Origin of the sequence: Nocardioides kongjuensis, assembly GCF_013409625.1 — a bacterium.
GTDB lineage: Bacteria > Actinomycetota > Actinomycetes > Propionibacteriales > Nocardioidaceae > Nocardioides > Nocardioides kongjuensis.
This window is the reverse complement of sequence record NZ_JACCBF010000001.1, coordinates 3,555,686-3,568,818: the sequence shown is the minus strand read 5'-3', so window position 1 is coordinate 3,568,818 and position 13,133 is coordinate 3,555,686. Positions and strand designations below refer to the sequence as shown.

Below are 13,133 nucleotides of genomic sequence, written 5' to 3'. Positions count from 1 at the left end.
GCCGCCGAGTGGGGACCGGCGGTCCGGCGGGCGTCGACCTCGCCGAGCGAGCGGGCGCGGCGACCCGTGGACGCAGGTCGTTCGGCCGAGTCCGGGCTGGATGTCGTCGGAGCGGAAACCCTCTGGTCCTGTGACCGGTCCCGTGCCACGCTTGACGCATGACCGCCACGGCCATCGAATCGGTGGACTTCGCCCTCGCCGCCTACCGCGAGGAGGGCGTGTGGCAGGTGGCCGAGCTGTCGCCCGACCACGCCACCGACGTCGAGACCCTCGCCGCTGCGCTGCGGCGCTTCCCCGGTGACGGTGGGGCCGTGGGCCTGGTCGCGGTCGAGGAGGACTTCTTCGTGGTCGTCCGCGTCACCGGGCCACGCACCCGGGTGATGCTCTCCGACATCACCGCCGCGACCGAGTGGGAGGTGGCCGCTGTCGTGCTCGAGCACCTCGGCCTGCCGCCGGTCGAGGACGAGGACGACCCCGAGCCCGCCGGCGACCTCGAGCTGCTCAGCGACCTCGGCGTCGACGCGATGGACCTCGCCGCGATCCTCGACGACGACGAGCTGTACCCCGACGAGATGCTCTCCGAGATCGCCCGCGGCCTCGGCTTCGGCGACCTCTTCGACGACACCGTCGGCCTGACCTCCGCGTGAACACCCCACCGAGTTCTTCTCCCCCGCTCCGCTGCGCCGAACAACTCGTCGGGGACCCCGCATGAGCGCACCGCTCGCCCGCTGGGAGGAGCCGATGCGCGCCGCTCTCGCCGAGGCCGCCGCCGCCCTCGCCACGGGTGACGTGCCCATCGGTGCCGTCGTCGTGTCCGACGACGGCGTCGTCCTCGGCACGGGCCGCAACGTCCGCGAGCGCGACGCCGACCCGACCGGCCACGCCGAGGTGGTCGCCCTGCGGGAGGCAGCGGCCGCCCGGGGCGAGTGGCGCCTCACCGGCTGCACCCTCGTGGTCACCCTCGAGCCGTGCACCATGTGCGCCGGTGCGGCCGTCCTGTCCCGGGTCGACCGGGTCGTGTTCGGTGCGTACGACGACAAGGCCGGCGCCGTCGGCTCGTTGTGGGACGTCGTACGCGACCGCCGGCTCAACCACCGCCCCGAGGTCCTCGCCGGGGTGCTCGCCGACGAGTCGGTCGCGCTGCTCGACGGCTTCTTCGCCTCCCAGCGCCGATGAGTCCGTGGCGGTCGAGGAGTCGGTACCGGTCATGACCCCCCTCGATCTCGGACCCGCCACCGCCACGCTGCGCGATCTGGTGACCTCGGTGAGCGACGACCAGCTCACCCTCCCGACCCCGTGCCCGGCCTACTCCGTCGGTGACCTCGTCGACCACGTCGGCGGCCTCGCCCGGGCCTTCACCGAGGCGGCCCGGAAGTCGCCCGCGCCCGGCTCGGAGCAGGGCGGCAGCGGTGACGCCTCCCGGCTGGAGGACGGCTGGCGCGAGCGGATCGCGTCGGACCTCGGGCAGCTCGCCGACGCGTGGCGGGACCCGGCGGCGTACGACGGGATGACCGCCGCTGGCGGCCTCGACCTGCCCGGTGACGTCGCTGCGGCCGTCGCCCTCAACGAGGTCGTGGTCCACGGCTGGGACCTCGCCACCGCCCTCGGGCGGCCCTTCGCGGCCAGCGACACCGATGTCGCCGCCTGCCTCGCCTTCGCCCGCCCGTTCTCGACGCCCGAGGCGGCCGCCGAGCGGGGCCCGGCCTTCGGCCCGGTGCTGCCCGTGCCGGACGGCGCGACCCCGCTGGTCGAGCTGCTGGCCCTCCTCGGCCGCCGCGCCTGACGATCACCGCAGCGCGGCGGCCTCCGCGGCGAGCTTGCTGATCCGCTCCCAGTCCCCGGCGGCCACGGCGTCGGCTGGGGTGAGCCACGAGCCTCCGACGCAGCCGACGTTGGGCAGGGCCAGGTAGCCGGGCGCCGACGCGGGCGTGACGCCGCCGGTCGGGCAGAACCGGGCCTGGGGGAGGGGGCCGGAGACCGCGCGCAGGTACGGCGCCCCGCCGGCCGCCTCGGCGGGGAAGAACTTCATCTCCGTCACGCCGGCCTCGAGCACGGACATCACCTCGGAGACGGTCGAGGTGCCGGGCAGGAAGGGCACGCCGGTGTCCTGCATCGCCGCCAGCAGCGCGGGGGTGCAGCCGGGGGAGACCAGGAAGCCCGCGCCTGCGGCGACCGCTGCCGACGCCTGGGAGGGCGTGACGATCGTGCCCGCGCCGAGCGCGATCTCGGGCACCTCGGCCGCGATCAGGCGGATCGCGTCGAGCGCCGCCGGCGTGCGCAGGGTGAGCTCGATCGCGGGCAGCCCGCCGTCGACGAGCGCACGGGCGATGGGTACGGCGGTCGCCAGGTCGTCGATGACGACGACCGGGAGCACGGGGACCAGGTCGAGCGCGGACTCAGGCGCGGACAAGGGGAACCTCCGGGGAAGCAGCAGCGGGGACGGGGAAGATCGAGGCGCCCTGGTCGGCCGGGCCGACCGTGGCACGGAACGCGGCGAACAGCTCGCGGCCGGTCCCGGCCCAGGCCTCGCCCGCCGCTGCGGAGCCCTCGGCCGGGCGTCCGGCCAGGTCGGCGGTGACGGTCAGCAGCCCCGCATCGGCGTCGAGCGTGATCACGTCGCCGTCGCGGACCCGGGAGAGCGGACCGCCGAGGGCGGCCTCGGGGGTGACGTGGATGGCGGCGGGGACCTTGCCCGAGGCGCCGGACATCCGGCCGTCGGTCACGATCGCGACCTTCTGCCCGCGGTCCTGCAGCACCCCGAGCGCCGGGGTCAGCTTGTGCAGCTCGGGCATGCCGTTGGCGGCGGGCCCCTGGTAGCGGATCACCGCGACCAGGTCGATGCCGTCCAGCTCGCCGGCGGCGAAGGCGGCCAGGAAGTCGTGCTGGTCGTCGAAGACCCGGGCCGGTGCGGAGACGGTGCGGTGCTCGACCGCGACGGCCGACGTCTTCACCACCCCGGTCCCGATCGGTCCGCGCACGACCTTCACGCCGCCGTCGGCCGAGAAGGGCGCGGCGGCGGGCCGCAGCACGTCGAGGTCGAGGCTCGACGTCGGGCCGGGCCGCCACGACAGCTCGCCGTCGACGAGGACGGGCTCCGCGGTGTAGCGCCGCAGCCCGGGCCCGGCGATCGTCTCGACGTCCTCGTGCAGCAGGCCGGCGTCGAGCAGGGTCCGCACCAGGAAGCCGATCCCGCCGGCGGCGTGGAAGTGGTTCACGTCGGCGGCGCCGTTGGGGTAGACCCGCGCCAGCAGCGGTACGACGGCCGACAGGTCCGCGAGGTCGTCCCAGGTCAGCAGGATCCCCGCAGCGCGGGCGATCGCGACCAGGTGCAGCGTGTGGTTGGTCGATCCTCCGCTGGCGAGCAGCGCGACGCAGGCGTTGAGCACGACCTTCTCGTCGACCAGCTCGCCGATCCCCGGAGCGGCGTCGGCCGCCCGGCGCACCGCCACCGCGGCCGCCTCCCGGGTGAGCGCCTCGCGCAGGGGCGTGTCCGGGTTGACGAAGGACGAGCCCGGCAGGTGCAGGCCCATCACCTCCATCAGCAGCTGGTTGGAGTTGGCGGTGCCGTAGAAGGTGCACGTCCCCTTCGAGTGGTACGACGCCGCCTCGGCCTCGAGCAGCTCCTCGCGCCCGGCCTTCCCCTCGGCGTACGCCTGGCGGACCCGGGCCTTCTCGCCGTTGGGCAGCCCGGACGTCATCGGCCCGGCCGGCACGAAGACGGTCGGCAGGTGCCCGAAGGACAGCGCGCCGATCAGCAGGCCGGGCACGATCTTGTCGCAGACGCCGAGCAGCAGCGCCGCGTCGAACATGTCGTGGGAGAGCGCGATCGCGGTCGACATCGCGATCACGTCGCGGCTGTAGAGCGAGAGCTGCATGCCGTCGCGGCCCTGGGTGATGCCGTCGCACATCGCGGGCACGCCGCCGGCGACCTGCGCCAGCCCGCCGGCGCGGATCACCGCGTCCTTGAGCACGGGCGGGTAGGCCCCGTAGGGCTGGTGCGCGGAGAGCATGTCGTTGTAGCTGGTGACGATCGCCAGGTTGGGCTTCTGTCCGCGGGCGAGCTCGGTCTTCGCGCTGCCCTCGGCGGCGGCGAATCCGTGTGCGAGGTTGGCGCACGCGAGCCGACCGCGGGCCGGGCCGCGGACGGCGGCCGCCCGGACCCGGTCGAGGTACGCCGACCGGGTGGCGGCGCTGCGCTCGACGAGGCGTTGCGTGACGTCGGCCAGGACGGGGTGGAGGTCGTTCATCGGGTGCCTTCCTGCCAGGTGCGGCCGTCCCGGGCCAGCAGTCGCTCGGCGGCGGCCGGTCCCTCGGTGCCGGGGTGGTAGCGGACGGGTTCGACGCCGGCCTCGTGCCAGCGCGCGAGGATCGGCTCGACCCAGCCCCACGCGGCCTCGACCTCGTCGCGGCGCATGAACAGGGTCGGGACGCCGCGCATCACGTCGCGGAGCAACCGCTCGTACGGCTCCGGGCTGCGCTCGTCGAAGGCCTCGGCCCAGCTCAGGTCGAGGGACGCCGGGTGCAGCCGGATCCCGCCGGGCCCGGGGTGCTTGGCGGTCAGGTGCAGCTGCATGCCCTCGTCGGGCTGCATCCGGATGGTCAGCCGGTTGGGCGTCGTGACGCCCTCGCTGTCGGGGAACATCGCGTGCGGCGGCTCCTTGAAGACGACCTCGATCGTCGACTCCTGGCGGGCCAGGCGTTTCCCGGTGCGCAGGTAGAACGGCACCCCCGACCACCGCCAGTTCTGCACCTCCGCGCGCAGCGCGACGAAGGTCTCGGTGGTGCTGGGGTGCCCGAGCTCGGTGCCGTACGTCGTGTACTGGCCGCGCACGGTCGCCCGGTCGACGTCGTCGCCGGTGAGCGGGGCGAGAGCACGCAGCACCTTGAGCTTCTCGTCACGGACGGCGTCGTGGGCATCTCCACCGACGTACGAGGGTGGCTCCATCGCGACCAGGCAGAGCAGCTGCAGGAGGTGGTTCTGGACCATGTCGCGCAGCGCGCCGGCCTGGTCGTAGTAGCCGCCGCGGTCACCGACGCCGAGGGTCTCGGCGACGGTGATCTGCACGTGGTCGACCCAGCGGGAGTTCCAGATCGGCTCGAGGAAGACGTTGGCGAACCGCGTGACGAGCAGGTTCTGCACGCTCTCCTTGCCCAGGTAGTGGTCGATGCGGAAGATCTGCCGCTCCTCGAAGACCCGGCCGACGGCGTCGTTGACCTGTCGCGACGACGCGAGGTCGGCGCCGATCGGCTTCTCGAGGACGACGCGGCACTGCGGGGTGACCAGGCCGAGGTCGTCGAGCCGGTCGCAGATCGGGCCGAACAGGCCGGAGGCGACGGCGAGGTAGTGGATCCGGGTCGCCTCCTCACCGGCAGGACGGTCCGGGCGGTCCTTGAGCAGCCCGTGCAGCCGGTCCCAGCCCTCGGCGGAGCCGACGTCGAGGGTGAGGTGGTGCAGGCGGGCGGTCAGCCGGTGCAGGGCGCCGGCCTCGAGGTGGTCCTCGGCGACGTGCTCGAAGAGGGCACGGGTGACGAGGTCGCGGTAGCCGGCGTCGTCGAGCGGGCTGCGGGAGACACCGATGATCCGGGTGCCGGCCGGCAGCTGACGGCGACGCTCCTGCTCGTAGAGGCCGGGCAGCAGCTTGCGTAGGGCCAGGTCGCCGGTGCCGCCGAACACGGTGAAGTCGCAAGGGGGAAGCACGAGGTCGGGTGCGGTCACCTGTGCAACGGTAGTGCGCAAGAGCGTCTTCCGAAAGTCATGCTTATGACTTTTTCGGAACAAAGTGGGGCAGGTTTAGAGTCTGCAGGCATGACGGAGGTGCGACAGCCGGTCGGTCGTGACACGGCGACGGCGGGCGAGCTGTTCGCGCTGGTGCGCGCCGGGCGCGCCTCGACCCGTGCCGACCTGGTCAGGCTCACCGGCCTGTCCCGCACGGCGGTCGTCGCGCGGGTGAGCGCGCTCGGCGAGGCGGGGCTGCTCCGGGTCGGCGCCGACCTCGCCTCCACCGGCGGCCGTCCGCCCGGCAGCCTCGAGCTCGCCGCCGACGCCGGCACCGTCCTGGCCGTCGCGGTCGGCCGGTCCCGCTCGCAGGTCGCCGTCTTCGACCTGGGCGGCACCGAGCTGGCCGCCTCCGCCGTCGACCACGAGGTCGGCGCCGGACCCGACCTGGTGATGCCGGGCGTCGCCGACCAGCTCGCGCGACTGATCGGCACGGACACCCCGCCCGTGCTCGGCATCGGCCTCTCGCTGCCCGGTGCGGTCGACACCGAGCGCGGGGTCAGCGTGGACACGCCGGTCATGGCCGGCTGGGACGGCATCGCGCTGGCGCCGTACCTCGCCTCGGTCACGGACGCCCCGCTCTTCTTGGCCAACGACGCCGACATCCTGGCTCGGTCGGAGTACCTCGGCCACGTCGCGCAGGCCCGCGACCTGCTCGTGCTCAAGGCCTCCACCGGCCTGGGCCTCGGTGTCGTCGCCGACGGCCGGATCGTCACCGGTGCGCTCGGCGCGGCCGGGGAGATCGGTCACACCAAGGTGCCCGAGGCCGCTGGCCGGCCCTGCCGCTGCGGCGACGTCGGCTGCCTGGAGACCATCGCCGCCGGTTGGGCGCTCGTCGCGAGGCTGCGTGAGGAGGGCCGCGAGGTCGAGCACGTGCGCGACCTCGTCGCGCACGCCCTGGCCGGCGACCCCGAGGCCAAGCAGCTGCTGCGCGAGAGCGGCCGGATGGTCGGCGAGCTGCTGGCCGTCGCCATCAACCTGCTCAACCCGCGCGCGGTCGTGCTCGGCGGCGACATGGCGGCCGCCTACGACGTCTACGCCGCCGGCGTGCGCGAGGCGGTCTACGCCCGGTCGTCCGCACTGGCGACCCGCGAGCTGCAGTTCCTCCCGGCGACCTACGGCGACCGGGCCGGCCTCGTCGGGTGCGCCGCCCTGGCGCTCGACGAGGTGCTCAGCCCGGTCGCCGTCGATGCCCGGTTGCGCAACGCGGCGCGCCCCAGCGGCTGATCCCGCGTTCCGGCCGGGAGGGTCCTCCCGGCCGGCGGCGTGGGCGCGACCGTCAGGAGGCGAGCACGGTCTCGACGTCGATGGTGATCTCGATGTCCTTGCTGACGAGCAGGCCCCCGGCCTCCAGCACCACGTTCCAGGTGATGCCGAAGTCCTCGCGGTTGACCCGGGTCGAGGCCGAGAACACCGCGCGTACGCCGCCCCACGGGTCGCGCACCTGGCCCTCGAAGCGCACCGCCAGGTCCACCGAGCGGGTCACCCCGTGGATGGTCAGGTCGCCGGTGACGGTGCCGTTGCGGCCCTCGCCCCACGCGACCGCGGTGCTGCGGAAGGTGGTCCGGGGGAAGGCCTCGACGTCGAACAGCTCGGCCGAGCGCAGGTGCTCGTCGCGGTCCGGGCTGCCCGAGCTGACGCTCGCCATGCCGATCACGACGTCGACCTGCGACTGCGTGATGTCCTCGGCGACGGTCAGGCTGCCGGTGACGTCGGTGAACCGGCCCCGGACCTTGGTGACCATGAAGTGCCGGCCGGTGAAGGCGACGTCGGCGTGACCCGGGTCGATCTCCCAGCGTCCGGGCGTCGGGAGTGCGTGCGTGGTGACGTCGGTGGCGCTCATGCCGACACCTCCTGGCCCGTCTCCACCGGGCGGCCCGACTCGACCCAGTCCTGGATCCCGTCCGGGTAGGTGCGGACGTCGGTGTAGCCGAGCTGCTCGAGCCGGCGGGCGACCGCACCGCTGTTGCCGCACGCGCGGTTGGAGCAGTAGGTCACGACCGTCCGGTCGCGGTCGGGCAGGACGTCGGCCGCGCGGGTGGCGACGTCCGGCTCGACCAGGTTGATCGCGCCCGGGAGGTGGGCCTGGTTGTAGTACGACTCCGGCAGGGCGTCGACCAGCGTGAGCGGGTGGCCGCTGTCGATGAGCTCGACGAGCTCGGTGCCGGTGAGGTCCTTGACCATGGGGGGTTCTCCTTCGAGTAGTTATGTGCGTGTGCACGCACATGATTGCTCCTGAGGATTCCCGCTGTCAAGGTGCGTGTGCACGCACGTAGTTCTACGATGGGTCCATGGCACGCACACCGCAGGACGAACCGGGCGTCACCGCATGGGCCGCGCTGTTGCGCGCGCACGCGGCCGTCGTCCCCAAGCTCGGGCGGGCGGTCGCCGCCGCCGGTCTGCAGATCTCCTGGTACGACGTGCTGCTGGTGCTCAACGCCGCACCGGAGCGCCGGCTGCGGATGTCCGACCTCGGCGCCGCGGCGGTGCTGAGCCGCGAGCAGATCAGCCGCGTCGTCAGCGAGCTCGAGCGCGCGGGTCTGGTCGAGCGGGTCCCCAACCCGGACGACAAGCGGTCGTCGTACGCGACGATCACCGCCGCCGGTCGTCAGCGGCTGCGGGCCGCGGCGCCGTCGTACCTCTCCGCGATCGAGGACCACTTCGCGCGGCACCTGACCGCGACCGAGGTCGCGGCGCTCACCCGCGCGCTCGGCAAGGTCGTCGCGGCGGAGGAGTAGTCCCTCAGAGCAGGTCGGCGTCCAGGCGGGCGATCTGTCCCTCGACCAGCGCGCGCATCGGCGACGCCGCCGGTACGACGGACCGCTGGGCCAGCCACATGTCGTAGTCGTCGCGTCCCCAGCCCGATCGGGTCCAGGTCGACATCAGGTCGGGTGCGCCCGAGCGCAGCAGTGCCTGGCGCAGGGAGGCGGCCAGCGACTCGCGCAGCCGGACGACGCCCGGTGCGGTCGAGCGGGGGAGCACCGGTCCGCCGTACCCCCGCATCGCGCTGCGCAGGTCACCCGCCGCGAGCTGGGCCTCGACCGCGAGCCAGTCGCCGGTGACCGGCGCCGTGAGGCGGTAGGGGCGTGAGGCGAGCAGCTCGTCACCGAGCAGGCCGCGCAGCCGGTTGAGCTCGGCGCGCAGGGTCGACGTGCCGCCGTCCTCCTCGTAGAGCAGCACGCCGAGCTCGTCGCCGGACAGGCCTGCCGGGGAGCAGGCGAGCAGGGCCAGGATCTCGCTGTGGCGGCGCGAGAGGCGCAGCCGGGAGAGCTTGCCGCGGCCGTCGTCGACGCTCACCAGGGCCTCGTCGTGGCCGAGCAGCTCCAGCACGATCCGCAGCCCGGTGTCGCGGTCGCCCCGTGCGGGCGGCGGCGCCTGGCGGGCCAGCTCGGCCTCGGCCAGGCGAGCCGCGGCGCGCACCATCGCCATCGTCTGCGGTACGACGAGCGCGTCGCCACCCGTCACGTCGAGCACCCCGAGCACGCGGCTGGTGCCCGGGTCGTGGATCGGCGTCGCGGCACAGCTCCAGGAGCGGACCGCCGAGCGGAAGTGCTCGTCGCGGGTGATGATCGCGTCGCGGCCGGTGGCGAGCGCCAGCCCGGGTGCGTTGGTCCCGGCCAGCCGCTCGTCCCAGTTGCTCCCCTCCACGAAGCCGATCCGCTCCGCCTCGCGCAGCCGTTCCGGCGTACCGCAGACCCACAGCAGGGTGCCCTCCGCGTCGGCCAGTGCCATCACCGCGCCGCAGTCGCGCACCTCGCGCCCGAGCACGTCGTCGAGCAGCGGGAACACCCGGGCCAGGGCGTGCGCCTCGCGCTGCCCGCGCAGGTCCGGGGTCTCGAGGGCGATCGGCGCCTCGCGCTGGGTCACGTCGACGCCCGCGGCGGCGGACCGCTCCCAGGACGCGGCGACCTCGGCGCGCATGCCGCGCGAGCGGTTGTCCATCACGGCTGTGGCCACGGCGTCTCTCCCATGTGACGAGCGTCTCTGCGCACGACGATGACGCACAGAGGTTGCATCCAGGTTGCACGCCCTCCGGGACGCGCGTCCCGGCCGGCGGGAGGACGGCCGTCCCGACTTCGCGTCCGCGCGTCCTGACCGCGCCCGAAGGCCTTCTCCGCCCGCCCGCGGGTGCCTAGCGTCCTGCCCGTCCCCTCATCGAGAGCCCAGGAGAACAGTCATGAACCCCCGTCGTCTCGCCGCCCGCACCGGTCCGGCCGGCCTCGCTGCCCTCGTCGCCGTCGCCGTCCTCGGCAGCGCCGGCGGTGCGGTCGCCGGCACCATGGTCACCGGCGCCCAGGTCAAGAACGGCAGCCTCACCGGCCGCGACCTCCGTGACGGCTCCGTCGCCGGCGCGGACGTCGGCGACGGCTCGCTCACGGGCGCCGACGTGGGCGACGGCTCGCTCACCGGCGGCGACGTCGCGGACGGCTCGCTCTCCAGCAGCGACCTGGCCGACGAGGCCGGCGTGTGGGCAGCCGGCGGCGACCAGCCCGCCTCGGCCTCGGCCAACGACGGGGTCCAGGCCACCGCCACCTTCACCACCGAGAAGGGCTTCCTGCAGGTCACCGGCACGCTCGAGGCCGAGGACGAGGCGGGCAACGCGGGCTTCGGCAACGTGCTCTACCGCGTCGTCGTCGACGGCCGCCGCGCCACTCCCGTCCACCACCTCGAGTTCGTCGCCCCCGGCGTCACCGTCCCCGGTGCCGTCACCACCGTCGTACCGGTCGCCGCCGGCCCGCACACGGTCACGCTGCTCACCACCGAGGCCGGCACCGGCTCGGTCGTCCAGTCCCGCGAGCTCACCGTCGCCTACGCACCCTCCGGTGGCGGGACCGTCACCATCAGCTGACCGGCCCCCACCCGGATTTCGGACCCTCGCTGGCGCTCCGGTAATGTCTCCCGCGGTGACGTGTCCGAGCGGCCTAAGGAGAACGCCTCGAAAGCGTTTGTGGGCGCAAGTCCACCGAGGGTTCAAATCCCTCCGTCACCGCCAGCGAAGAACCCCCGCCGGATCCCGGCGGGGGTTCTTCCGTTCATCCTTCCTTCATCCGGTCCTGCCTACCGTCGGCACATGACCGGGCTCGTCGAGCGCCTGCTCGCCCACCTCGCCGGCGCGGTCGGCGCCTTCGTCGGCTGCCACCTGCGCGGTCGCCTCCGGCGCGGGTACCGGCCCACTACCGTGGAGCCGTGATGCGCGTACTGGTCGCCGAGGACGACGTGCGTCTGGCCGACCTGCTCGACGAGTCGCTGAGCGAGGCCGGTTGGGACGTGGAGGTCGTCCACGACGGACGTACGGCGTACGAGCGGCTCCTCGCCGGCTCGGAGTACGACGTCGCGCTGCTCGACTGGATGCTGCCCGGCAAGGACGGGCTCAGCGTGGCGCGCCAGCTCCGCGGCCTCGGCCTGGTGACGCCGATCCTGATGCTGACCGCACGCGGCGAGGTGCGGGACCGGATCGAGGGCCTCGACGCCGGTGCCGACGACTACCTGCCCAAGCCGTTCGACCTCGACGAGCTGCTCGCCCGGCTGCGGGCGCTGTACCGCCGCAACAGCCTGACCGGCCGGGCGCCGGTCCAGGTGGGCGACCTGGTCGTCGACCCGGGCTCGCGGCGGGTGACCCGCGCCGGTGAGGAGGTCACGCTCTCGGCACGGGAGTTCGACATCCTCCACCTGCTCGCGGCACACGCGGGCCAGGTCGTCACCCGGCTGACGATCCTCGACGAGGTGTGGGACGGCGAGACCGACCTGCGCAGCAACGTGATCGACGTCCACCTCGCTGCGATCCGGGCCAAGATCGACCGGCCGTTCGGCACCCGCACGATCACGACCCTGCGCGGCGTCGGCTACCGGCTCGACCCGCCGGACCGGGACCTGTGAACCCGGCCCGCCTGGCGCGACCCCGCTCCTGGCCGCTGCGGGCCCGGCTGGTCGCGGGATTCTCGGTCGCGACGCTCGTCGTGCTGGTCGCTGCCGGAGCGTTCGTCTACTGGCGCGTCGACTTCGCCCTCGACCGTGCCCTCGACACCGAGCTCGCCCACGGGGTCAGCACGCTCGCCCCGCTCGTCGGGGACGACGGGATGGCCCGTGACCGTGACGCCGCCGAGGCGGTCGGTCTCGCCTGGCAGGTGCTCGACCCCGCCGGGACGGTCCTCGACCGCGGCGGACCGGCAGGCACGACGCCGATGCTCGTCTCCTCCGGCTTCGGCAAGCACGACGTCGAGGCGCGGCTCTCGACCGGGTGGGCGTCGTACCGGATCCGGGCGGTCGGCCTCGCGCACCAACGCCGGCTGCTGGTGGGAGTACGCCGCGACCGCGAGGACGAGGCGTTGCGCGAGCTGATGCTGCAGCTCGTCGTCGCGGGCCTCGGCACCTTGCTGGTCACCGCGTTCGTCGGTGACCGGCTGGCCCGCGCCGCGCTGCGTCCGGTGGAGCGGTACCGCCAGCAGGCCGCGGCGATCGCGGCCGGAGCGGCCGACCTGCGCCTCGAGGTGCCGGTCGGTCGCGACGACGAGGTGACCCGCCTCGGGCACACCTTCAACGACATGCTCGCCGGCCTGGAGCGGGCCCTGGAACGGGAGCGCCAGTTCGTCGCCGAGGCCAGCCACGAGCTGCGCACCCCGCTCACCCTGCTCACCGGGCGGATCCAGCTCGCCCGTCGCCGCCAGCGCACCGTCGAGGAGCACGAGCGCATCCTCGGTGAGCTCGCCATCGACCTCGACCGGCTGGCGCGGCTGGCCGACCAGCTGCTCCACGTGGGCGCCGACCCGGCCGGTGGGAGCCGCAGCGACCTGGCGCAGGTCGTCACGCGAGTGGTCGAGGAGCGCCGGGTCGCGGACCCGGCCGGGGCCGCGGGCTGGGAGGTCGAGCTGCTCGCGCCCACGGCTCCGGTCGGCCTGGCCGACCACGAGGTCGAACGGGTGCTGGCCAACCTGCTCGACAACGCGGCGCGGCACGGCGCTCCACCGGTCCGCCTGGTCGTCGACCGACCGGCCGCGGGCTGGGTGCGGCTCGCGGTCAGCGACGCCGGTCCCGGCATGCCGCCGGCGCTGCTCGCGACCGCCACCCAGCGGTTCACCCGCGCCGAGGAGGCCCGCTCCCGCACCGGCGCCGGGCTCGGTCTCGCGCTGGTCGCCGGACTCACCGAGCGGGCCGGTGGCCAGCTGCGGCTGTGCCAGGCCGGACAGCACGTGCTGCGACCGCCCGGGGCGAGCGACCTCCCGTGCGACCACGGCACCGGTCTGACGGTCACCGTGCTGCTGCCGGAGGCGCAGGTCACGGATTGATCACGCCTCGCCCCGCCGCGACGCCCTTCTCGGGCTCCGCGCGCCACGGCGACCGCGGATCGCCCTAGCCTGCG

General features: G+C 74.2%; 13 protein-coding genes, 1 tRNA gene and 1 pseudogene. 9 read left to right on the top strand and 6 right to left on the bottom strand.

Annotation, left to right across the window (positions count from 1 at the left end; all coding sequences use genetic code 11):
- Positions 1 to 158: 158 nt before the first annotated feature.
- From BJ958_RS17195 to BJ958_RS17185, 3 genes are all read left to right on the top strand, one after another.
- Positions 159 to 647, top strand: coding sequence for a tRNA adenosine deaminase-associated protein (locus BJ958_RS17195; RefSeq protein WP_179728136.1), 489 nt, complete (start codon positions 159 to 161; stop codon positions 645 to 647).
- A 61-nt stretch (positions 648 to 708) separates the two neighbouring features.
- Complete coding sequence (locus tag BJ958_RS17190; protein WP_179728135.1) at positions 709 to 1,176, top strand: nucleoside deaminase; 468 nt, start codon at positions 709 to 711, stop codon at positions 1,174 to 1,176.
- Positions 1,177 to 1,207: 31 nt separating this feature from the next.
- Positions 1,208 to 1,783 (top strand): TIGR03086 family metal-binding protein, encoded by a 576-nt coding sequence (locus BJ958_RS17185; protein WP_179728134.1) that lies wholly within the window; start codon positions 1,208 to 1,210, stop codon positions 1,781 to 1,783.
- 3 nt (positions 1,784 to 1,786) lie between these two features.
- Here the strand turns inward: BJ958_RS17185 and eda are convergent, their stop codons facing one another.
- The 3 genes and pseudogenes from eda to zwf form a co-directional block, all read right to left on the bottom strand.
- Positions 1,787 to 2,410: a bifunctional 4-hydroxy-2-oxoglutarate aldolase/2-dehydro-3-deoxy-phosphogluconate aldolase gene (gene eda, locus BJ958_RS17180; RefSeq protein ID WP_179728133.1), complete on the bottom strand. Its 624-nt coding sequence runs from the start codon at positions 2,408 to 2,410 to the stop codon at positions 1,787 to 1,789.
- Positions 2,397 to 4,247 carry a phosphogluconate dehydratase gene (gene edd, locus BJ958_RS17175; RefSeq protein ID WP_179728132.1) on the bottom strand — a complete coding sequence of 617 codons (1,851 nt, stop codon included), beginning with the start codon at positions 4,245 to 4,247 and terminating at the stop codon, positions 2,397 to 2,399. Before edd ends, eda begins: the two co-directional genes overlap by 14 nt.
- Positions 4,244 to 5,701: pseudogene (gene zwf / locus BJ958_RS17170) on the bottom strand (glucose-6-phosphate dehydrogenase); the annotation flags it as partial. The gene edd and the pseudogene zwf, both read right to left, overlap by 4 nt.
- A 105-nt stretch (positions 5,702 to 5,806) precedes the next feature.
- On the opposite strand from zwf, the gene BJ958_RS17165 reads away from it, so the two are divergent.
- Positions 5,807 to 7,003, top strand: a complete 1,197-nt coding sequence (locus BJ958_RS17165; protein WP_179728130.1) for an ROK family protein — start codon at positions 5,807 to 5,809, stop codon at positions 7,001 to 7,003.
- 52 nt (positions 7,004 to 7,055) lie between these two features.
- Here the strand turns inward: BJ958_RS17165 and BJ958_RS17160 are convergent, their stop codons facing one another.
- Entirely contained in the window at positions 7,056 to 7,619 is a 564-nt protein-coding gene (locus BJ958_RS17160; protein WP_179728129.1) for a YceI family protein, read from the bottom strand.
- Positions 7,616 to 7,960 (bottom strand): rhodanese-like domain-containing protein, encoded by a 345-nt coding sequence (locus BJ958_RS17155; RefSeq protein WP_179728128.1) that lies wholly within the window; start codon positions 7,958 to 7,960, stop codon positions 7,616 to 7,618. The genes BJ958_RS17160 and BJ958_RS17155 overlap by 4 nt, the downstream gene beginning before the upstream one ends.
- A 107-nt stretch (positions 7,961 to 8,067) precedes the next feature.
- Here BJ958_RS17155 and BJ958_RS17150 point away from each other — a divergent pair, with 107 nt between their 5' ends.
- Positions 8,068 to 8,514: a MarR family winged helix-turn-helix transcriptional regulator gene (locus BJ958_RS17150; protein ID WP_179728127.1), complete on the top strand. Its 447-nt coding sequence runs from the start codon at positions 8,068 to 8,070 to the stop codon at positions 8,512 to 8,514.
- Between the two features lie 4 nt (positions 8,515 to 8,518).
- On the opposite strand, the gene BJ958_RS17145 is transcribed toward BJ958_RS17150, so the two are convergent.
- Positions 8,519 to 9,733 (bottom strand): GAF domain-containing protein, encoded by a 1,215-nt coding sequence (locus BJ958_RS17145; protein WP_273518748.1) that lies wholly within the window; start codon positions 9,731 to 9,733, stop codon positions 8,519 to 8,521.
- Positions 9,734 to 9,953: 220 nt separating this feature from the next.
- Between BJ958_RS17145 and BJ958_RS17140 the strand changes: the two genes are divergently transcribed.
- The 4 genes from BJ958_RS17140 to BJ958_RS17125 all read left to right on the top strand — a co-directional run bounded on the left by BJ958_RS17140 (position 9,954) and on the right by BJ958_RS17125 (position 13,059).
- A complete protein-coding gene (locus BJ958_RS17140; protein ID WP_179728126.1) occupies positions 9,954 to 10,625 on the top strand; it encodes a hypothetical protein in 672 nt (223 codons plus the stop codon).
- Positions 10,626 to 10,679: 54 nt separating this feature from the next.
- Positions 10,680 to 10,769: transfer RNA gene (locus tag BJ958_RS17135), tRNA-Ser, on the top strand.
- A gap of 197 nt (positions 10,770 to 10,966) precedes the next feature.
- Positions 10,967 to 11,653 (top strand): response regulator transcription factor, encoded by a 687-nt coding sequence (locus BJ958_RS17130; RefSeq protein ID WP_179730231.1) that lies wholly within the window; start codon positions 10,967 to 10,969, stop codon positions 11,651 to 11,653.
- Positions 11,650 to 13,059 carry a sensor histidine kinase gene (locus tag BJ958_RS17125; RefSeq protein ID WP_343052715.1) on the top strand — a complete coding sequence of 470 codons (1,410 nt, stop codon included), beginning with the start codon at positions 11,650 to 11,652 and terminating at the stop codon, positions 13,057 to 13,059. The genes BJ958_RS17130 and BJ958_RS17125 overlap by 4 nt, the downstream gene beginning before the upstream one ends.
- Positions 13,060 to 13,133 lie beyond the last annotated feature (74 nt).

Bases quoted from the DNA above. Each gene is read 5' to 3' on its own strand.
- BJ958_RS17195 (WP_179728136.1), top strand. From the start codon at position 159: ATGACCGCCACGGCCATCGAATCGGTGGACTTCGCCCTCGCCGCCTAC.
- BJ958_RS17190 (WP_179728135.1), top strand. From the start codon at position 709: ATGAGCGCACCGCTCGCCCGCTGGGAGGAGCCGATGCGCGCCGCTCTC.
- BJ958_RS17185 (WP_179728134.1), top strand. From the start codon at position 1,208: ATGACCCCCCTCGATCTCGGACCCGCCACCGCCACGCTGCGCGATCTG.
- edd (WP_179728132.1), bottom strand. From the start codon at position 4,247: ATGAACGACCTCCACCCCGTCCTGGCCGACGTCACGCAACGCCTCGTC.
- BJ958_RS17165 (WP_179728130.1), top strand. From the start codon at position 5,807: ATGACGGAGGTGCGACAGCCGGTCGGTCGTGACACGGCGACGGCGGGC.
- BJ958_RS17160 (WP_179728129.1), bottom strand. From the start codon at position 7,619: ATGAGCGCCACCGACGTCACCACGCACGCACTCCCGACGCCCGGACGC.
- BJ958_RS17155 (WP_179728128.1), bottom strand. From the start codon at position 7,960: ATGGTCAAGGACCTCACCGGCACCGAGCTCGTCGAGCTCATCGACAGC.
- BJ958_RS17150 (WP_179728127.1), top strand. From the start codon at position 8,068: ATGGCACGCACACCGCAGGACGAACCGGGCGTCACCGCATGGGCCGCG.
- BJ958_RS17140 (WP_179728126.1), top strand. From the start codon at position 9,954: ATGAACCCCCGTCGTCTCGCCGCCCGCACCGGTCCGGCCGGCCTCGCT.
- BJ958_RS17130 (WP_179730231.1), top strand. From the start codon at position 10,967: ATGCGCGTACTGGTCGCCGAGGACGACGTGCGTCTGGCCGACCTGCTC.